This window comes from Aquabacterium sp. (assembly GCF_044226965.1).
Lineage (GTDB): Bacteria > Pseudomonadota > Gammaproteobacteria > Burkholderiales > Burkholderiaceae_C > Pseudaquabacterium.
Map to the genome: position 1 here is coordinate 20,742 of NZ_JBGAGA010000061.1, position 17,939 is coordinate 38,680.

A 17,939-nucleotide genomic window follows, 5' to 3' on the forward strand; every position below is an offset into this window, starting at 1 on the left:
CGGCACGTCAAGGAGACAAGCATGGATTCGGTTTCTCGTCCGGCGCGCCGCGCCGGCCTGCTCGCGGCCGCACTGCTCGGCGCCGCCGGCGCAGTGCACGCCCAATCGAACGTCGGCATCTACGGCATCGTCGACCAGGGCATCACCAAGGCCAACAGCGGCACCACGCCCGGCGGACTGCTGCCCGGGCGGGCCGCGCCCGACGTGTGGACGGTGAAGGCCGGCAACACCTCGCGCCTGGGCTTCCGCGGCCAGGAAGACATGGGCGACGGCCTGTACGCGCGCTTCCAGATCGAGCACCGCTTCGCCGCCGACACCGGCACGCCGAGCAACGCGGTGTTCTGGCTCGGCCGATCGGTGGTGGCAGTGGGCAGCCGGCAGTGGGGCGAGGTCTACCTGGGGCGCGAGTACTCGCCCGCCTACTGGGTGGCGCTGAATGCCGACGCCACGCTGTGGAGCTACGTCGGCCAGCTCGGCTCGCCCTACACCTATGCCAACTACACCGCGGTGGCCAGCAGCATCGAGGCCTCGAACATCCGCTGGGCCAACAGCGTGGGCTACAAGACGCCCGAGCTTGCCGGCTTCAGCGCGGAACTGGCCGGCGCCTTCGGCGAGAACCAGCGCAGCAACAACCTGGCCGGCAACGTGCAGTACCGCAATGGCCCGGTCTGGGTCGGCGCGGCCTTCGACCGGCTCGATGCGCGCAACCACCTCGCGCTGCTGGCGGGCGGCTACGACTTCGGCGTGGTGTACCCGACGCTGATCTACTCCACCGCCAAGGGCGGCCTCAACGGCGACGCCCATGCGATTGCGCTGTCGCTGCGGGTGCCGCTGGGCCAGGCCAAGGCCTACGCCTCGTGGGGCCGGCTGTCGCCGGCGACGAACCTGGATGCGACGATGGTCAGCGCCGGCATCGAGTACCTGCTGAGCAGACGCACCTCGCTGTACACCAATGTCGGCTCGGCCAAGCGGGTGCAGGCCACCCGCACGACGGCCATCGATGTCGGCATCAAGCACACCTTCTGAACACGGCGGCGAGGAGATCGACATGCATCGCAGATCGTTCCATCGGCTGTCCCTCGGCGTGGCTGCGGCCGGGCTGGGCCGGCCGTCCTGGGCCCAGGCCGACCGGCCGCTGCCAATGGTGGTGGGCTACTCCGCCGGCGGTAGCGCCGACCTGATCGCCCGCGCCGTGGGCGCGGAGTTCGGCAAGCGCATCCAGCGGCAGGTCATCGTCGAGAACGCGGCCGGTGCCAGCGGCATGCTGGCCGTGCAGAAGGTGCTGGGCCAGCCCGCCGATGGCCACACGCTGTACCTGGGCGGCACCGACACGGTCGTGGTGCCGATGGTGAACCCGAAGTTCAAGGTCGACTGGGACCGGGATTTCGTGGCCATCGGCCGCCTGACCACGGTGCCGATGGTGTTCGCGGTGCCGGCCGGCTCGAAGTACGGCAACCTGGCCGAGCTGATCCGGCGCCTGCAGGCGGGCGGCGCCGAGAACTTCACCTACGCCACGCCGGGCATCGGCACGATGCAGCACCTGTACGGCGCGCTCATCAACAAGCAGGCCCGGGTGCAGATGCAGCACATCCCCTACCGCGGCGGCGCGCAGATCGCCAACGACCTGGTCGGCCAGCAGGTCGATGCCGCGATCCTGGTGCTGTCCACCGCGATGCCGTTCCTGAAGGAGGGCAGGATCAAGGCGCTGTCGGTGTCCGATACCGCGCGGGTGCCCGCCCTGCCGCAGGTGCGCCGCATCGGCGAGGAGGAGGGATTCGCCGGCCTCGCGCTGCCGCTGTGGCAGGGGCTGTTCGTGCGCAGCGGCACCCCGGCCGCGCTGGCCGCCGGCTACGAACGCGCGCTGATGGAGGCCCTGGCGCTGCCGGACCTGCGGGCCAAGCTGCTCGAGTCGGGCATCACCGTGGCGCCGATGAAGGGGGCAGAGCTGCGCGGCTTCGTCGCGGCGCAGGCGGCGGTGTACCGCGACATCGTGCAGTCCGCGAAGATCTCCACCGAGTAGCGCGGCGGCGCCGTCACCCCGCGGCCGCGACCAGCGCGCGCAGGCGCTCGCCGTCCAGCGTTTCCTCGGCCATCAGCGCGGCCACGCAGCGGTCCAGCGTGTCGCGGCGCTCGGCCAGCAGCGCCTGGGCGCGCTGCTGCGCCTGCTCCAGCAGGCCGCGCACCGCGGCGTCGATGCGCTGCGCGGTCTCCGGGCCGGTGGCCGCGGCGGCGGGCAGCGGGCCGCCTTCGGCCGGTGCCAGCCAGCGCGGCCGGGCCTCGCCCAGCGCCACCGGGCCGATGGCCTCGTCCATGCCGTAGCGCAGCACCATGTCGCGGGCGATGTCGGTGGCCTTGGCCAGGTCGTCGGCCGCGCCGGTGCTGGGGTCGCCGAAGACCAGCAGCTCGGCGGCGCGGCCGCCGAGGAGGACGCTCAGTTTGGCCATCAGCTCGGTGCGGCCGAGCAGGTGGCGGTCTTCGCTGGGCCGCTGCAGCGTGTAGCCCAGCGCGCCGATGCCGCGCGGCACGATCGACACCTTGTGCACCGGATCCTCCGGGCTCAGCGCCATCGCCACCAGGGCATGGCCGAGCTCGTGCGTGGCCACCAGCCGGCGTTCCACCGGGCTCAGCAGCAGGTGGCGCTTCTCGATGCCGGCGACGATGCGCTCGATGGCCTGCGTGAAGTCGGCCAGCGTCACCGCATCGGCCTTGCGGCGGGTGGCCACCAGCGCGGCCTCGTTCACCACGTTGGCCAGGTCGGCGCCGGCAAAGCCGACGGTGATGGCCGCCACCTGGTCGAGGTCGACGCCGGGTGCCAGCTTCACCTTGCGCGCATGCACCTGCAGGATCGCGACGCGGCCGGCGCGGTCGGGCTTGTCGACCAGCACATGGCGGTCGAAGCGGCCCGCGCGCAGCAGCGCCGGGTCCAGGATCTCGGGCCGGTTGGTGGCCGCCAGCAGCACCACGCCGGCGCGGGTGTCGAAGCCGTCGAGCTCGACCAGCAGCTGGTTCAGCGTCTGCTCGCGCTCGTCGTGGCCGCCGGACACCGGGAACACGCCGCGTGCCTTGCCCAGCGCGTCGAGCTCGTCGATGAAGATGATGGCCGGCGCCTGCGCGCGCGCCTGCTCGAACAGGTCGCGCACCCGCGCGGCACCGACGCCGACGAACATCTCGATGAATTCCGAGCCGCTGATCGAGAAGAAGGCCACGCCGGCCTCGCCGGCCACCGCGCGCGCCAGCAGCGTCTTGCCGGTGCCGGTGGGGCCGACCAGCAGCACGCCCTTGGGCACGCGTGCGCCGAGCCGCCCATGCTCGGCGGGGTTCTTCAGGAAGTCGACGATCTCCTGCAGCTCGGCCTTGGCCTCGTCGACCCCGGCCACGTCGGCGAAGCGCACGCCGGTGTTCTTCTCCATGTACACCTTGGCATGGCTGCGGCCGATGCCCAGCAGACCGCCGGCGCCGCCGCCCGCGCCCATGCGTTTGCCCATGTAGCTCCAGAACGCCACCAGCACCAGCACCGGCATCACCCAGCTCAGCAGCTCGCGCAGCCAGGGTGACGACGGCTCGCGCCGGAACGGCACGCCGAACTCGCCCAGGCGCTGCGCCAGCGCGGGTTCGACCAGCGTGGCGATGACGATCTGGTGGCCCTGGCCATCGGGCTCCTTCAGCCGGCCGATGGCCTGCTGATCGGTCAGCGTCACCTCGGCGATGCGGCCTTCCTTCAGCAGCTGCTCGAAGCCGCTGTAGGGCACGGTGTCGACCTGGCGCTCGGTGCTGCGCCAGCTCCAGACCAGCGCCATCAGCGCGATCGCGGTCAGCAGCGTGCCGAGGTTCCAGTGCTTCTTCAGGTCCATGGCGGGCGGTGGGCGAAAACGGCCGATTGGCGCATGCCCCGGCGCGGCGGCGCTTGATCTTCAGCAAGCCGGCACGCCCTGCGGCGCGTGCAGCGCCGGCGGCCGGCCGCCAGAATCGGGCCATGCAGGCGATGGTCTTGTCCCGGCTCGGCGAGCCGCTGCGGCTGGAGCAGCGGCCCGAGCCCGTGCCCGGCCCGGGCGAGCTGCGGCTGCGGGTGCTGGCCTGCGGCGTCTGCCGCACCGACCTGCACCTGGTGGACGGCGAGCTGCCGCAGGCCCGGCTGCCGGTGGTCCCGGGGCACCAGATCGTCGGCATCGTCGAGGCGCTGGGGCCGGGCGTGGACGCGCATTTCGCGGGTCAGCAGGTCGGCGTGCCCTGGCTCGGCGGCGCCTGCGGGCATTGCCGCTACTGCCGCGGGATGTTCGAGAACCTGTGCGACACGCCGGTGTTCACCGGCTGCAGCCGCGACGGTGGCTTCGCCACCCATGTGCTGGCGCGGGCCGACTTCTGCCTGCCGCTGGTGGGTCTGGCGCTGCCGCCGGAGCGCATCGCGCCGCTGCTGTGCGCCGGCCTGATCGGCTGGCGCAGCCTGCGGATGGCGACCGACGGCCTGGCGCTGGGCGCGCAGGACGAAGGCGCGCGCGACATCGGCTTCTACGGCTTTGGCGCCGCGGCGCACCTGGTGGCGCAGGTGGCGCTGCACGAGGGCCGGCGCCTGTGCGCCTTCACCCGGCCCGGCGACACGGCGGCGCAGGACTTCGCGCGCGGCCTGGGCGCGGCCTGGGCCGGCGGTAGCGACGAGCCGCCGCCCTGGCCGCTGGACGCCGCGCTGATCTTCGCGCCCAGCGGCGAGCTGGTGCCGCTGGCGCTGGCGGCGGTGCGCAAGGGCGGCCGCGTGGTGTGCGGCGGCATCCACATGAGCGACCTGCCGAGCTTTCCCTATCGCCTGATGTGGGAGGAGCGGCAGCTGCTGTCGGTGGCGAACCTGACGCGGCGCGACGGCCAAGCGTTCCTGGCCCACGCCGCACGCCACCCCCTGCAGGTGCACAGCCAGGCCTATGCGCTGGCCGATGCGAACCAGGCGCTGGCCGACCTGCGCGCCGGGCGGCTGAACGGCGCGGCCGTGCTGCTGCCGTGACCGGCCGGCCGGGCCCGCCCGGGGCGGGGCTGGAACGCGTCGGCGGCGCCTGCCGAGGGTCCTGCAGGGCGGGTACTGCGCAAATGTGCGCTTGGCAAGTGCGGCCGACGATGGCACGCTGCCGGGAGCATCTGCAGGAGGTGGTGGTGATCGCGTGGATGGCACTGTGAAGTCCAGGGGCCGCGGCCCGCAGGAAAACCGGCGCGGCCCGCGGCCGGCGCTTCGCGGCAGCGTGATGGCCGGCCTGCTGGTCACGGCCTTGCAGGGCCTGGCGGCGCCGCCGGCGGCCGATGCGGCGGCCGGGCAGTGGGCCTACCGCATCGAGCGCGGGGACACGCTGATCGGCATCGTCGCCCGCCAATGCGGACCCGGGCCGACTGGCGCCAGCTGCAGAAGCTCAACCGCGTGGCCGCGCCGGCTGGTGCCGGGGCAGAGCCTGCGCATTCCGCTGGCCTGGCTGCGGGTGCAGCCGGTGCGGGCCGAGGTGCTGCATGTGCAGGGTGACGTGCGGGTGCAGCGCGCCGGCGGCGCGCCCGAGGCGGTCGCGGCCGGCGCCACGCTGGGCACCGGCGACCTGCTGCTGGCCGGCCGCGACGCCGCGATGGCGCTGAAGTTCGCCGACGGCTCGCGCCTGCTGGTGCGGCCGGAGACCCAGGTGCGCTTCGAGCGCCTGGTGCAGATCGGCGCGGCCGGCGTGCCGGACACGCGGCTGAAGCTGGACAGCGGCAGCGTCGACTCGCGCGTGGTGCCGGGCGTCGTCGGCCGCCGCTACGACATCGGCACGCCCTCGGTGAACCTGGGCGTACGCGGCACCGAGTTCCGCACGCAGGTCGAGGCGCAGACCACCCGCGTCGAGGTCATCGAGGGCACGGTGGCCGCGGCGGGTGAAGCGCCCGGCGGCGCCGGCAGCCGCAGCGCGCGCGCGGCCACGCCGATCGGCGCCGGCTTCGGCACCGTCGCCGTGGCCGGGCAGGGGGTCGCCGCGCCGCAGCGCCTGCTCGACCCGCCGGACTTGGCCAGCACCGCGCAGCGGCTCGAGCGCGTGCCGCTGCGCCTGGCCTGGTCGCCGCTGCCCGGCGCCAGCGCCTACCGCGCGCAGGTGTTCCCGGCCGAGGGCAGCGATGCCGCCGACCGGCTGTTGCTGGACAGCCGCAGCGCCGAACCGCTGGCGCGCTGGGCCGACCTGCCCGACGGCCGCTACGAGCTGCGCGTGCGCGGCATCGACGCGCTGGGACTGGAAGGCCGCGACGCGCGCCGGGCCTTCGTGCTGAAGGCGCGGCCCGAGCCGCCGTTCACCCGCCAGCCGCGTGCCGATGCGCGCCTGTATGGCGAGCCGACCCCGCTGGCCTGGACCCAGGCGTCCAGGAAGCCGCCAGCTACCGCCTGCAGGTGGCCGAGAGCGCGGACTTCAGCGCGCCGCGCATCGACCAGCCCGGCCTGCGCGGCACCGAGCTAGTCGGTGCCGCTGCCACCGGGCCGGTACTTCTGGCGCCTGGCCAGCGTGCGGGCCGACGGCGATGCCGGGCCCTTCGGCGATGCGCAGGCCTTCACGGTCAGGCCGATCCCGCCGGCACCGCCGGTGCAGCCGCCGGCGGTGTCGTCCGAGGGCATCGTGCTGCGCTGGGCCGCGGCCGAGCCCGGCCAGCGCTACGAGCTGCAGCTGGCGCGCGATGCGGGCTTCACCGATCTCGTGCAGCAGCTGGCCAGCGACAAGCCCGAGGCCACGCTGGCGCTGCCGCCGCCTGGCCGCTACCACGTGCGGGTGCGGGCGATCGATGCCGACGGCTATGTCGGCCCCTGGGGCAGCGTGCAGCAGTTCGAGGTGCCGCGCCAGCTCTGGTGGCTGCTGCTGCCGGCGCTGCTGCTGGTGCTGGCGCTGTAGCGGGCCGCGGCCCGCAAGCGGATGCCGATGCCAACCCGCGCCCGTTGGCCGTCGAGCGGCGAGATGCCCGGCCTGGGCTGGGTGCCTCTGGCCACCGCATTGGCTGGGTTGCTGCTGGGCTGGCTGCTGGCCACCCAGCCGGCGCTGCGCCGCGGCGACGAGTGGCTCACCGACCTGCAGCTGCGCTGGGTGGCGTCGCCGGTGCCGGTGGACGAGGTGCTGGTGCTCGACATCGACGAAGCCTCGCTGCGCGCGCTGGCGCCGGTCTTTGGCGGCTGGCCGCTGCGACGCGATGCCTACGCGCTGGTGATCGACTACCTGCGCGAGGCCGGCGCCCGCGCGGTGGCGATCGACGTGGTGATGGCCGACGCGCGCGAAGGCGACGCCGCGCTCCAGCACGCGCTGCAGGCCGCCGGCGCGATGCCGGTGGTGCTGGCCGCGGCTTCGCCGCGCCAGGGCGGTGGCGCGCTGGCGGCGGCCGATGCGCCGCCGGCCGAGCCCGCTGCCGCCGAGGGGTCCGTCGCCGAGCCGTCAGCCGCCGCGCCGTCAGCCGCCGCGCCGCCGACCGACCGCGCACCGGCAGCGCACTGGCCTGCGCTGCTGCTGCCGGCCGAGCCGCTGCGGCCGGCGGTGCTCGGCATGGTCTCGATGCCGCTGGATGCCGATGGCCAGCTGCGCCGCATCGCGCTGATGCACGAGGCGGGGGCCAGCGCCTGCTGGCGCTGCCTTTGGCGATGCTGCAGGCGCTGCAGCGCCATGGGGCGGCCGTGCCGGATCTGCGTTATGACGGACGGGCCTTCACGCTCGGCCCGCAGCGCTGGCCGGTGGACGGGGCCGGGCGAGCGCGCCTGCCGCCGCTGCCCGTGGAAGCTCTGCCGCGCCTGCCGTTCCACGCCGTGGCCGCCGCCGCGCTGGGCCAGACGGCGCCGGCCGGTCTGCGCCAGCGCCTGCAGGGCAAGCGCGTGTTCATCGGCAGCAGCGCGGGCCTGGGCAACCGGGTGATGACGCCGGCCGGCCAGCTGTCGGGCGCCGAGTGGCTGGCCGGCGCGCAGGCCGCGCTGGCCGCGGGCCGGGTGATCGCGCCGGCGCCGCCCTGGGCGCCGGCCGCGCTGCTGCTGCCGGCGCTGCTGCCGGCGGCCTGGCTGTGGCGGCGCGGCCGACCGCAGCTGCCGCGCGACGCGCTGGCCGGTGCCGCCGCTGCCGCCGCGCTGCTGGCGCTGGGCGGGGCGGCGCTGGGCTTCGGGCAACTGCAGCTGCCGCTGCTGGCGCCGCTGCTCACGGTGGGCGTCGGCCTGCTGCTGGCGGTGGCGGCGCAGCAGCGCCACAGCCGCCTGGCCGCTGAACGCCTGCGTTACGAGCGCGCGGTGGCCGAGGCCGCGAACGCGGCGAAGAGCGAGTTCCTGGCCAGCATGAGCCACGAGTTGCGCACGCCGCTGAACGGCGTGATCGGCGCCTGCCAGCTGCTGCAGGACCATGCCGGCGACGAGCAGCGGCGCGAGGAACTGCTGGACATCATCCGCGCCAGTGGCAACCACCTGCTGGGCCTGATCGACGGCGTGCTGCACCTGGCCCGCATCGAGGCGGGCGTGCTCGAGCTGCAGCGTGAGGAATTCAACCTGGTCGATGCGATCGAGGCGGTGGTGGCCACCGCCGCAGCGCCGGCGCGCGGCAAGGGCCTGCAGGTGGCCTGTGTGCTGGACCCGACGCTGCCGGCCTGGCGCGTCGGCGATGTCACGCGGCTGCGCCAGATCCTGCTGAACCTGCTGGGCAATGCGGTGAAGTTCACGCTGCAGGGCGAGGTGGTGCTGCGCATCGAGCCCGGCCGGGATGCGGACGAGGTGCTGTTCCGGGTCGCCGACACCGGCATCGGCCTCGACGCCGAAGCCCAGCAGCGCATCTTCGAGCCCTTTGCGCAGGCCGACAGCGGCACCACGCGCCGCTTCGGCGGCAGCGGCCTGGGGCTGACGATCTGCCGCAAGCTGGTGCTGGCGATGGGCGGCAGCATCGAGCTGCAGAGCAGCCCGGGGCAGGGTGCCTGCTTCAGCGCGCGGCTGCCGCTTCCTAACGTTGAAAAAGCGCGTCCCGAGCCCGAGCCGCTGGGCTACCGGGTGGCCTTCGTCGAGCCGCACGAGGCCAGTGCCCAGGGCCTGGCCGCGCTGCTGCAGCGCATGGGCTGCCAGGCGCTGCGCTGCAGCACGCCGGAGGCGCTGCATGCCGCCTGCACCTGGCCCGATGCGCAGGGCCGTCCGGCCTGGCTGCTGGTGGCCACCGATGCGCCCGAGGCACTGGACCTGCTGGAGGCGGCGGTCGACTGGGTCGACCCGGCCCGCGTGATCGGCATGACCCGGCTGGCCTGGTATGCCGCCGAGTCGGCGCGCGACCGGGTGCGCTTGCCGCGCAGCGTGATCAAGCCGGTGCTGCGCTCGGCGCTGGTCAGCCGCTTCGGCGTGGTGGCGGCCGGCGAGCCGGGCGCCGCACCGGCGTCGAACCCGGCCGCGGGCGCGCGCCGCGCCGGCCGGGTGCTGATCGTCGAGGACGATCCGGTGAACCAGACCATCGTCGGCGCGATGCTGGCCCAGGCCGGCTTCCACACCGAGGTGGCGGCCGATGGGACGCAGGCGCTGCAGCGCTGCACCGACCAGAGCTTCGACGTGCTGCTGATGGACTGGCAGATGCCGGACATGGACGGCATCGAGGTGACGCGCCGGCTGCGCGCCGGCGCGGCGGGCGAGCGCGGGCGCACCGTGCCGGTGGTGGCGCTGACCGCCAATGCCTTCGCCGAAGACCGCGCGGCCTGCCTGGCGGCCGGGATGAACGATTTCCTGAGCAAGCCGGTGGTGGCCGAGGACCTGGTCGCGGTGGTCAGCCGCTGGTCGGCGCGCACGCGTGCCGGCGGCTAGTCAGCCGATTCCCAGCGCTTCGCGCAGGGCCCGGCCGCTGCAGGGCTGGCGGCGTTCGGGCCAGGCCTTGACCAGCGCGCTGATGCGCTCGTTCAGGGGCGCCGCGCGGCCCAGGCTGCGGGCCAGCCGGATCACCTCGCCCTGCAACGCGTCGATCTCGGTCGGGCGACCGAGCGCCAGGTCGTCGGCCATGCTGGAGCGCGCCTGCGCATCGATGCGCAGCGAGCCCGAGGCCACCAGCCGGAACAGCGGCGTGGGCAGACGCATCACCCGCGGGACCCAGGCCGGCGGCAGCGGCGACATCTTCGCCGGCACGATGCCCGCGGCGGCCAGCAGCGCCAGCGTTTCCTCGATCAAGGCCGCGGTGCACAGGCGCAGGTCGGCATCGAGCAGCTGCGCGCGCAGCGGCAGGCCCGACAACGCATTGACCGCGTTGTTCAGGTTCAGAAGCAGCTTGCCCCACTGCACGCTGCGCAGGTCGGCATGCAGCGCCAGCGGCAGGCCGGCACGATCGAACGCCGCCTGCCATGCCCGGAGCGCCGGATGGTCCTGTGCTGCCAGCAGGCCGCTGGTGCCGCGGTGGAAGCGGCCCGGGCCGACTTCGGCGATGTTGTAGGGCACCATGCCGGCGATCCACTGCAGCGCCGGCGCGGCGGCCTGCGCGCTGGGGACGTTGGACAGGCCGTTCTGCATCGAGACCACCGGCGTGCCGGCCGGCAGGGCGGCGGCGAGTTGCCGCGCGGCGTCGGCCGTGCCGCCGCTTTTCACGCACAGCAGCACCAGCGCGGGCGCCAGGCGCGGCGGCGGCACCTCGTGCAGCGACAGCTGCGTCGGTGGCAACGGCGCGTGGCCGCCATCGCGGTCGGTCAGCGTCAGGCCGTGTTCACGCAAGGCCTGCAGCACGCGCGGCCGGCCGACGAAGTGCACCGGCACGCCGGCCGCCGCCAGGCGCCCGCCCAACCAGCAGCCGATGCTGCCGGCGCCCATCACCAGCACCGCGCCGAGTGCGGGTGGGGCTGACGCCGGCGCACTCAATGCGCGATCGGCGCGGCCAGGTCGCGCAGGTGCGTCGGGCCGACGCGGCGTTCGATCTCGGCCAGCAGCGCGCGGCCCCAGCCGGCGGCGAACAGCCCTTCGGCGGTGACGAACATCGGGCCGACCAGCAGCCCGACCAGGTCGTCGACGAAGGCCGGCTTGCGGCCTTCGTAGTAGTGGCCGATGAACTGGATGATCCAGCCGACGACGAAGGTGCCGACGCCCCAGGCCAGCCAGGCCGCCATCGAGCCCGCGGCCAGCGGATGCGCCAGCAGCATCAGCACCGCGTTGGCCGCGCTGGTGGCCAGGCCCAGCACCAGGTTGCCGCGGGTGAGGTACCAGGCGGTGGCCAGCGCCCAGACGATCCAGGCCAGGCTCACGCCGAACAGGCTGGCCCGCGCCAGCAGCACGCCGACGGCCAGCACGATCAGCGGAATGCCAACGAAGTGGGTGGCGATGTTGCGGCGGTCTCGGTGGTAGGTGGCGTACTGCACCATCAGGTCGGTGGCGTTGCGCATCGGTGTCTCCTTTGAATCCGTCCTTGCCTGCGGATCGACGAATGCTAGTGGAGCCGCGGCTTGAGCGACTGTCAAAATCTGGACGATCCGACGCCCGCAGCCGATGAAGCCCACCCGCCCCGCACCCGCCTCGCTGCGCGGCCTGCTGGCCAGCGAGCCCTGGTTCGGCAGTTGCCCCGCCGCGCTGCAGCAGGCGCTGGTCGAACGGGGGCGGCTGCAGCCGCTGGCCGATGGCGAGCCGCTGTTCGCGCGCGGGGAGGCGGCCGCGGGCCTGTGCTGCGTGGTGGCCGGCGCCTTGCGCGTCGGCTCGATCGATGCCGAGGGCGATGCCGCGCTGCTGGCCTTCATCGAGCCCTACCAATGGTTTGGCGAGATCTCGATGATCGATGGCCTGCCGCGCACGCACGATGCCTGCGCCGAAGGCGAGACCGAGCTGCTGCTGGTGCCCGAGGCCGCGCTGCGGGCCTGGCTGGACGCGCATCCGCTGCACTGGCGCGACCTGGCCCGGCTGGCCTGCGGCAAGCTGCGCCAGGCCTTCGAGGTGCTGGAGGACATCCAGCGCCTGCCGCTGGAGCAGCGCCTGATCAAGATGCTGCGCCGCCAGGCGCGCGGCTATGGCAGCCGGCCGCCGCGGCGCACGCTGCGGCTGCCGCAGGAGCAGCTGGCGCTGATGATGGGTGTCAGCCGGCAGAGCGTGAACAAGGCGCTGCGGACACTGGAAACGCAGGGTGTGCTGGCCTTGCGCTACGGGGGCATCGACCTGCTGGACCCCCACCTAGAATGGGACCGATGAGCATCAAGAGCGACAAGTGGATTCGCCGCATGGCCGAATCGCACGGGATGATCGAGCCCTTCGAGCCCGGCCAGGTGCGCCAGTCGGCCGACGGGCACAAGATCGTCAGCTACGGCACCTCGAGCTACGGCTACGACATCCGCTGCGCGCCCGAGTTCAAGGTGTTCACCAACATCCACTCGACGGTGGTCGACCCGAAGAACTTCGACGAGAAGAGCTTCGTCGACATCGAGGCCGATGTCTGCATCATCCCGCCCAACAGCTTCGCGCTGGCGCGCACGGTCGAATACTTCCGCATCCCGCGCAACGTGCTGACCATCTGCCTGGGCAAGAGCACCTATGCCCGCTGCGGCATCATCGTCAACGTCACGCCCTTCGAGCCCGAGTGGGAAGGCTACGTGACGCTGGAGTTCAGCAACACCACGCCGCTGCCGGCCAAGATCTACGCCGGCGAAGGCTGCGCGCAGGTGCTGTTCTTCGAGAGCGACGAGGTCTGCGAGACCAGCTACAAGGACCGCGGCGGCAAATACCAGGGGCAGCGGGGGGTTACGCTGCCCAAGACCTGATTCGCCAGGGCCAGTGCGGCGTCACGCTGCCGAAGACCTGAACTGGGTGCCCCGCGCGCCGCTTCTCGGCCGATGGCCGGGGGGTGCCCAAGCGGATCATGCGCAGCAAGCCCCGATGGGAGTGCGCTGCGATGATCCCGATCCCCGACGCCACCGAACTCGACAAGCTGCCGCGCGAATTCTTCGGCGGCGGCCGCATCCTGCCGGCGCTGGTGCCGGCCTGCTGCGTCGACATGGGCCTGCTCGCCACCTTCCAGGACCGCATGCGCGCGGCCGGTGAGACCGTGCTGGTGCAGCGCATGCGCTACGACCGTCGCTATGCGCTCGAACGCATTGCGCTCGGCCATGCGATGGCCGATGCGCTGCTGCGCCGCGTGGCGGTGATGCTGTTCGAGGTCTACCAGGGCGGCCCCGGCCGCTGACCCAGGCTCAGTGCCGGCTGGCGCTCGAGAGCCAGTCGCAGCGCAGCCGGCCCTGGCGGTGCAGGCGCGCGCGCAGCCGCACGTACAGCGAGGGCGCGAAGTACAGCAGCACGCAGCTCATCACGCCGTACTCCGGCGCCAGCAGCACCGCGGCCGGCACGCCCATCCAGCCCAGCACCCAGCAGGTGAGCATCGCATCCCAGAGCTGATACTCGACGCTGCGTTCGCGGTGGTGGGTTTGGTGCCAGCGTTTCACGGTGGCCAGTTGCTGCAGGGTCATGGCGGCCTCGAAGAGTGGAATTCGGATCGGGACTTGTACCGATATTAGGCTGCTTGTCAGGATCGTGTCAGCAAAATCAAAGGGATAAATCGCGGCCAATCGACCGCGTTGAGGAAGGAGACAGACATGAGCCAGGCTTCGCGGGCGCACGAGCGCATGGGCGCCTTGCGCAACGCCGACAAGGGCAAGGTGGTGACGGCCGACGAGGCGGTGCAGCTGCTGGCCGACGGCGACATGCTGGCCACCGGCGGCTTCGTCGGCATCGGCTTTCCGGAAAACCTGGCGGTGGCGCTGGAGCGTCGCTTCCTGTCGACCGGCGCGCCGCGCCAGTTGGGCCTGGTCTACGCCGCGGGGCAGGGCGACGGCCAGCAGCGCGGGCTGAACCACCTGGGCCATGCCGGCCTGGTGGGCAAGGTGATCGGCGGGCACTGGGGCCTGGTGCCGGCGCTGCAGAAGCTGGCGGTCGGCGGCGAGATCGAGGCATGGAACCTGCCGCAGGGCGTGATCTCGCACCTGTTCCGCGACATCGCCGCCGGCAAGCCAGGGCACCTGTCGAAGGTGGGCCTGGGCACCTTCGTCGACCCGCGCCACGGCGGCGGGCGCATCAACGAACGCAGCACCGACGAGCGCGTGAAGCTGATGCCGATCGACGGCGAGGACTACCTGTTCTACAAGGCCTTCCCGATCGACGTGGCCTTCATACGCGGCACCACCGCGGACACCGACGGCAACGTGACGATGGAGCGCGAGGCGCTGACGCTGGAGGCGCTGGCCATCGCGATGGCGGCGCGCAATTCCGGCGGCATCGTCATCGTGCAGGTCGAGCGGCTGGCGGCGGCGCATTCGCTGTCGCCGCGGCAGGTGAAGATTCCCGGCGTGCTGGTCGACTGCGTGGTGGTGGCCGAGCGGCCCGAGTACCACCAGCAGACCTTTGCCGAACCGTACAGCGCGGCCTTCGCCGGCGAGCTGCGCGTGCCGGCGGGCCACGTGGCGATCATGCCGATGGGCGAGCGCAAGATCATCGCGCGTCGCGCCGCGCTGGAATTGAAGCCCAACAGCGTGGTGAACCTGGGCATCGGCATGCCCGAGGGCGTGGCCGCGGTGGCGGCCGAGGAGCGGGTGATCGACCTGATCACCTTGACCGCCGAGCCCGGCGTGATCGGCGGCATCCCGGCCGGCGGGCTGAACTTCGGCGCCGCGGTGAACACCCAGGCCATCATCGACCAGCCCTACCAGTTCGACTTCTACGACGGTGGCGGGCTGGACATCGCCTTCCTCGGCCTGGCGCAGGCCGATGCGCAGGGCAACCTGAACGTCAGCAAGTTCGGCCCGCGGCTGGCCGGGGCTGGCGGCTTCATCAACATCAGCCAGAACGCCAAGCGGGTGGTCTTCGTCGGCAGCTTCCTGGCCAACGGCGCGCCGAAGTTCGTGCGCGAGGTCGAGCACCGCACCTTCTCGGGCCGCGAGGCCTGGGCACGCGGGCAACCGGTGCTGTACGTGACCGAGCGTTGCGTGTTCCGGCTGCATGCGCAGGGGTTGGAACTGGTCGAGATCGCGCCCGGCGTCGACCTGCAGCGCGACATCCTGGCGCTGATGGACTTCGCGCCGATCATCGAGCGGCCGCCGGCGCTGATGGACACGGCGATCTTCGGCGACGAGGCGATGGGCCTGCGCGCGCGGCTGCTGCTGGTGCCGCTGGCCGAGCGCTTCCACTACGACGCGGCGCAGAACACCATGTTCATCAACTTCGAGCGCCTGGCGCTGCGCACGCCGGACGACGTGGAAGCGGTGCGCCACGAGGTCGAGCGCCACCTCGAGCCGCTGGGCCGCAAGGTCAACGCGGTGGTCAACTACGACCACTTCGTGCTCGATGCCGAGGTCGAGGACCTGTGGGCCGCCACCGTGCGCAGCCTGGTCGACCGCTACTACCTCGACGTGGTGCGCTACAGCACCTCGGGCTTCCTGCGCGCCAAGCTGGGGCCGGCGCTGGCAGCGCGCGGCGTGGCGCCGCACATCTTCGAGAGTTCGGGCGCGGCACAGGCCCGGCTGCGCGCGCGTGGCGGCGGCCCGGGCTGATCAGCAGTGGCCGCTCACGATAAGCGCTATCAGTATTCCCAGAAGATGCGCTGCAGTTCCTGGGTGTCGCTGGTCTTGGTCAGCGCCACCGCGGCCAGGATCTTGGCCTTCTGCGGGTTCAGGTCGTGGGCCACGACCCAGTCGTACTTGTCGTCGGGCTGCTCGGAATTGCGCAGCACGAAGCCGTCGCCCACGCGCGAGGAGCGGATCACCACCATGCCGGCGCTGCGCAGGCCGCGCAGTGCGTCCACCGCATAGCCGGCCACCGAGCCATTGCCGGTGCCGGCATGGATCACGGCCTTGGCGCCGGCGCGCTGCGGCGCTTCGTACATCTGCAGCGCCATGTTGCCGGCGCCATAGATGATCTGCACTTCGGGCAGCGCGTCGATCTTGTCGATGTTGAACTCGCTGTTCGCGGTGTGGCGCTTGGCCGGCAGGCGGAACCAGTAGCTGCGGCCTTCCACCACCATGCCCAGCGGGCCCCACTGGCTGAAGAACGCGTTGGTCTTGATGTTCACGCGCTTGGTCACGTCGCGGCCGCTGTGGATCTCGTCGTTCATCGCCACCAGCACGCCCTTGCCGCGCGCATCGCGGCTGCCGGCCACCACCACCGCGTCGTAGAGGTTCAGCATGCCGTCGGCGGACATCGCGGTGCCCGGGCGCATCGAGCCGACCACCACGATGGGCTTGTCGGTGTTGACCACCAGGTTCAGGAAGTAGGCGGTCTCTTCCAGCGTGTCGGTGCCGTGGGTGATGACGATGCCATCGACCTCGGGATCCTTCGCCAGGGCCGAGACGCGCTTGCCCAGCGTGAGCAGTTTGTCGTTGGTGAAGCTCTCGCTGGCGATCTGGAACACCTGCTCGCCCTTGACCACCGCCACGTCGGAGAGCTCGGGCACGCCGGCGATCAGCTTGTCCACCGGCACCTTGGCGGCCTGGTAGGTGGCACTGTTGGCGGCCGAGGCGCCGGCGCCGGCAATCGTGCCGCCAGTGGCCAGCACGGTGATGCGCGGCCTGGCCGCTGCCGTCGGGGTCTGGGCGAGCGTGAGGCTCGCGGTGGTCAACAGGGCAAGGGCGGCAATACCGCGGGCCAGCCAGGGTCGCAACAGGCTCATCAGGGTCTTTCGGGGGTCGATGGGGCCACACACAAGGCAGGTTCCATGCCATCTGCCGCCGGCCCGTGCGGCCCAGGGCAAGGGCCGTTGGCGTGGGCGGATGTCCACACAGGCGGTACGTCGCGCAGGGCGGAAACCCGCACCCTTCGGCGTGGCGTCAAACACACGCCCTGGGAAGGGCTTTCTTTTTACCGTTTTGCCTGTCTTGACAGGCGAGCACACTGCGCCGCGGTGGTCCCGTGCGCAAGACCCGGGGCCCGGTACCCAGAACACAAGGCGAGTTCCCCCCATGCCCAAGTACCACTTCATCACCGGGCTGCCGCGCTCGGGGTCGACACTCCTGGCCGCGATCCTGCGCCAGAACCCGCGCTTCCATGCGGGCATGACCAGCCCGGTGGGCGCGCTGTTCGGATCGATGCTGCAGCAGTTCGCGGCCGGTTCGGAGTTCGGCCCCGTCGTCACGCGCGAGCAGCGCCGCCGGCTGATGCGCGGGCTGTTCGAGTCCTATTACGCGGACCAGGCGGACAAGGCGGTGGTGTTCGACACCAACCGCGCCTGGGCGGCCCGGATGCCGGCGTTGATGGACCAGTTTCCCGAGGCCAGGCTGATCGCCTGCGTGCGCAACGTGGCCTGGGTGATGGACAGCCTGGAGCGCCGCTACCGCGCCAACCCCTACGAGCTGACGCGGCTGTTCAACGACGACAACGAACGCAGCACGGTGTACAGCCGGGTCGAGACGCTGGCCCAGCGCAACCGGCTGGTCGGGTTTCCGTGGTCGGCGCTGAAGGAGGCCTTCTATGGCGAGCACGCGAAGGCGCTGCTGATCGTCGACTACGACCTGCTGGTGAACGCACCGCAGAAGGTGCTGCCGCTGATCTATCGCTTTATCGGCGAGGAAGCGTACGCCGGCCACGACTTCGACAACGTGCAGTACGAGGCACCGGAGTTCGACGCCACGCTGGGCATGCATGGGCTGCACACGGTGCGGCCCAAGGTCGGTCTGGAGGAGCGCCGCACCATCCTGCCGCCTGACCTGTTCGAGCAGTACGCCGCCCTGTCGTTCTGGAAAAACACCGCAGCCAGCGGCGCCAACGTGATCGCCGCCCAACCTGCCCAACCCAAGGATTCCCAATGAGCAGCTTTGCCGCCCCCGAGTACTTCTGCCTGTCCGCGATCGAAGGGCTGGGTCAGCCGCAGCCGCAGGCGGTGCTGTTCATCGACAGCCGCGTGCCCGAACTGCAGACCCTCATCGCCGCGGCCGAGCCGGGCGTGAAGGTGGTGGTGCTGGAGGCGAACCAGGACGGCCTGCACCAGATGGCCCAGGCGCTGAGCGGCCTGAAGGACCTGAGCGCGGTGAGCGTG

Annotated in this window: 18 protein-coding genes; 13 read left to right on the top strand and 5 right to left on the bottom strand. The window is 72.3% G+C overall.

The genetic code is table 11. From position 1 onward, the window contains the following. The first annotated feature begins 21 nt into the window (after positions 1–21). Complete coding sequence (locus ACILR4_RS21925; protein ID WP_395703009.1) at positions 22–1,026, top strand: porin; 1,005 nt, start codon at positions 22–24, stop codon at positions 1,024–1,026. A 22-nt stretch (positions 1,027–1,048) separates the two neighbouring features. Continuing rightward, positions 1,049–2,020 carry a Bug family tripartite tricarboxylate transporter substrate binding protein gene (locus ACILR4_RS21930; protein WP_395703010.1) on the top strand — a complete coding sequence of 324 codons (972 nt, stop codon included), beginning with the start codon at positions 1,049–1,051 and terminating at the stop codon, positions 2,018–2,020. 13 nt (positions 2,021–2,033) lie between these two features. Here ACILR4_RS21930 and ftsH read toward each other — a convergent pair whose 3' ends face one another. Continuing rightward, a complete protein-coding gene (gene ftsH, locus ACILR4_RS21935; protein WP_395703011.1) occupies positions 2,034–3,851 on the bottom strand; it encodes an ATP-dependent zinc metalloprotease FtsH in 1,818 nt (605 codons plus the stop codon). Positions 3,852–3,973: 122 nt separating this feature from the next. Between ftsH and ACILR4_RS21940 the strand changes: the two genes are divergently transcribed. From ACILR4_RS21940 to ACILR4_RS21960, 5 genes are all read left to right on the top strand, one after another. Then, entirely contained in the window at positions 3,974–4,990 is a 1,017-nt protein-coding gene (locus tag ACILR4_RS21940; protein ID WP_395703012.1) for a zinc-dependent alcohol dehydrogenase family protein, read from the top strand. A gap of 235 nt (positions 4,991–5,225) precedes the next feature. Then, on the top strand, positions 5,226–6,446 hold the full coding sequence (locus ACILR4_RS21945; RefSeq protein WP_395703013.1) for a FecR domain-containing protein: 1,221 nt from the start codon (positions 5,226–5,228) through the stop codon (positions 6,444–6,446). Positions 6,447–6,449: 3 nt separating this feature from the next. Continuing rightward, on the top strand, positions 6,450–6,872 hold the full coding sequence (locus ACILR4_RS21950; RefSeq protein ID WP_395703014.1) for a hypothetical protein: 423 nt from the start codon (positions 6,450–6,452) through the stop codon (positions 6,870–6,872). Positions 6,873–6,899: 27 nt separating this feature from the next. Next, positions 6,900–7,874 carry a CHASE2 domain-containing protein gene (locus ACILR4_RS21955; protein ID WP_395703015.1) on the top strand — a complete coding sequence of 325 codons (975 nt, stop codon included), beginning with the start codon at positions 6,900–6,902 and terminating at the stop codon, positions 7,872–7,874. Next, positions 7,874–9,772 (top strand): ATP-binding protein, encoded by a 1,899-nt coding sequence (locus ACILR4_RS21960; protein WP_395703025.1) that lies wholly within the window; start codon positions 7,874–7,876, stop codon positions 9,770–9,772. The genes ACILR4_RS21955 and ACILR4_RS21960 overlap by 1 nt, the downstream gene beginning before the upstream one ends. Here the strand turns inward: ACILR4_RS21960 and ACILR4_RS21965 are convergent, their stop codons facing one another. Both ACILR4_RS21965 and ACILR4_RS21970 read right to left on the bottom strand, forming a co-directional pair. Then, the gene (locus tag ACILR4_RS21965) at positions 9,773–10,759 is read right to left on the bottom strand and encodes a 2-dehydropantoate 2-reductase (protein ID WP_395703026.1); all 987 of its coding nucleotides are present in this window, start codon (positions 10,757–10,759) and stop codon (positions 9,773–9,775) included. A gap of 44 nt (positions 10,760–10,803) precedes the next feature. Next, entirely contained in the window at positions 10,804–11,325 is a 522-nt protein-coding gene (locus tag ACILR4_RS21970) for a DUF962 domain-containing protein (RefSeq protein WP_395703016.1), read from the bottom strand. A gap of 103 nt (positions 11,326–11,428) precedes the next feature. Between ACILR4_RS21970 and ACILR4_RS21975 the strand changes: the two genes are divergently transcribed. The 3 genes from ACILR4_RS21975 (at position 11,429) to ACILR4_RS21985 (ending at position 13,106) form a co-directional block, all read left to right on the top strand. After that, entirely contained in the window at positions 11,429–12,118 is a 690-nt protein-coding gene (locus ACILR4_RS21975; RefSeq protein WP_395703017.1) for a Crp/Fnr family transcriptional regulator, read from the top strand. Then, complete coding sequence (gene dcd / locus ACILR4_RS21980; RefSeq protein ID WP_395703018.1) at positions 12,115–12,684, top strand: dCTP deaminase; 570 nt, start codon at positions 12,115–12,117, stop codon at positions 12,682–12,684. The genes ACILR4_RS21975 and dcd overlap by 4 nt, the downstream gene beginning before the upstream one ends. A gap of 131 nt (positions 12,685–12,815) precedes the next feature. After that, positions 12,816–13,106, top strand: a complete 291-nt coding sequence (locus ACILR4_RS21985; RefSeq protein WP_395703019.1) for a hypothetical protein — start codon at positions 12,816–12,818, stop codon at positions 13,104–13,106. A gap of 7 nt (positions 13,107–13,113) precedes the next feature. Here ACILR4_RS21985 and ACILR4_RS21990 read toward each other — a convergent pair whose 3' ends face one another. After that, positions 13,114–13,386 carry a hypothetical protein gene (locus tag ACILR4_RS21990; protein ID WP_395703020.1) on the bottom strand — a complete coding sequence of 91 codons (273 nt, stop codon included), beginning with the start codon at positions 13,384–13,386 and terminating at the stop codon, positions 13,114–13,116. A 126-nt stretch (positions 13,387–13,512) separates the two neighbouring features. On the opposite strand from ACILR4_RS21990, the gene ACILR4_RS21995 reads away from it, so the two are divergent. Continuing rightward, positions 13,513–15,462 carry an acyl CoA:acetate/3-ketoacid CoA transferase gene (locus ACILR4_RS21995; RefSeq protein WP_395703021.1) on the top strand — a complete coding sequence of 650 codons (1,950 nt, stop codon included), beginning with the start codon at positions 13,513–13,515 and terminating at the stop codon, positions 15,460–15,462. Between the two features lie 29 nt (positions 15,463–15,491). Here ACILR4_RS21995 and ACILR4_RS22000 read toward each other — a convergent pair whose 3' ends face one another. Continuing rightward, a complete protein-coding gene (locus ACILR4_RS22000) occupies positions 15,492–16,577 on the bottom strand; it encodes a type II asparaginase (RefSeq protein WP_395703022.1) in 1,086 nt (361 codons plus the stop codon). 289 nt (positions 16,578–16,866) lie between these two features. Between ACILR4_RS22000 and ACILR4_RS22005 the strand changes: the two genes are divergently transcribed. Together ACILR4_RS22005 and ACILR4_RS22010 are read left to right on the top strand one after the other, a co-directional pair. Then, positions 16,867–17,712 (top strand): sulfotransferase family protein, encoded by an 846-nt coding sequence (locus ACILR4_RS22005; RefSeq protein ID WP_395703023.1) that lies wholly within the window; start codon positions 16,867–16,869, stop codon positions 17,710–17,712. Continuing rightward, on the top strand, positions 17,709–17,939 hold a 231-nt coding region (locus ACILR4_RS22010), incomplete at its 3' end, for a DUF4347 domain-containing protein (protein ID WP_395703024.1). The genes ACILR4_RS22005 and ACILR4_RS22010, both read left to right, overlap by 4 nt.

What these genes read in the sequence shown, in the direction of transcription:
- ACILR4_RS21930 (WP_395703010.1), top strand. Translation starts at nt 1,049, where the DNA reads ATGCATCGCAGATCGTTCCATCGGCTGTCCCTCGGCGTGGCTGCGGCC.
- ACILR4_RS21940 (WP_395703012.1), top strand. Translation starts at nt 3,974, where the DNA reads ATGCAGGCGATGGTCTTGTCCCGGCTCGGCGAGCCGCTGCGGCTGGAG.
- ACILR4_RS21965 (WP_395703026.1), bottom strand. Translation starts at nt 10,759, where the DNA reads ATGGGCGCCGGCAGCATCGGCTGCTGGTTGGGCGGGCGCCTGGCGGCG.
- dcd (WP_395703018.1), top strand. Translation starts at nt 12,115, where the DNA reads ATGAGCATCAAGAGCGACAAGTGGATTCGCCGCATGGCCGAATCGCAC.
- ACILR4_RS21945 (WP_395703013.1), top strand. Translation starts at nt 5,226, where the DNA reads ATGGCCGGCCTGCTGGTCACGGCCTTGCAGGGCCTGGCGGCGCCGCCG.
- ACILR4_RS21985 (WP_395703019.1), top strand. Translation starts at nt 12,816, where the DNA reads ATGATCCCGATCCCCGACGCCACCGAACTCGACAAGCTGCCGCGCGAA.
- ACILR4_RS21925 (WP_395703009.1), top strand. Translation starts at nt 22, where the DNA reads ATGGATTCGGTTTCTCGTCCGGCGCGCCGCGCCGGCCTGCTCGCGGCC.
- ACILR4_RS21960 (WP_395703025.1), top strand. Translation starts at nt 7,874, where the DNA reads ATGACGCCGGCCGGCCAGCTGTCGGGCGCCGAGTGGCTGGCCGGCGCG.
- ACILR4_RS22000 (WP_395703022.1), bottom strand. Translation starts at nt 16,577, where the DNA reads ATGAGCCTGTTGCGACCCTGGCTGGCCCGCGGTATTGCCGCCCTTGCC.
- ACILR4_RS21970 (WP_395703016.1), bottom strand. Translation starts at nt 11,325, where the DNA reads ATGCGCAACGCCACCGACCTGATGGTGCAGTACGCCACCTACCACCGA.
- ftsH (WP_395703011.1), bottom strand. Translation starts at nt 3,851, where the DNA reads ATGGACCTGAAGAAGCACTGGAACCTCGGCACGCTGCTGACCGCGATC.
- ACILR4_RS21955 (WP_395703015.1), top strand. Translation starts at nt 6,900, where the DNA reads ATGCCAACCCGCGCCCGTTGGCCGTCGAGCGGCGAGATGCCCGGCCTG.
- ACILR4_RS21975 (WP_395703017.1), top strand. Translation starts at nt 11,429, where the DNA reads ATGAAGCCCACCCGCCCCGCACCCGCCTCGCTGCGCGGCCTGCTGGCC.
- ACILR4_RS21995 (WP_395703021.1), top strand. Translation starts at nt 13,513, where the DNA reads ATGAGCCAGGCTTCGCGGGCGCACGAGCGCATGGGCGCCTTGCGCAAC.
- ACILR4_RS21990 (WP_395703020.1), bottom strand. Translation starts at nt 13,386, where the DNA reads ATGACCCTGCAGCAACTGGCCACCGTGAAACGCTGGCACCAAACCCAC.
- ACILR4_RS22005 (WP_395703023.1), top strand. Translation starts at nt 16,867, where the DNA reads ATGCCCAAGTACCACTTCATCACCGGGCTGCCGCGCTCGGGGTCGACA.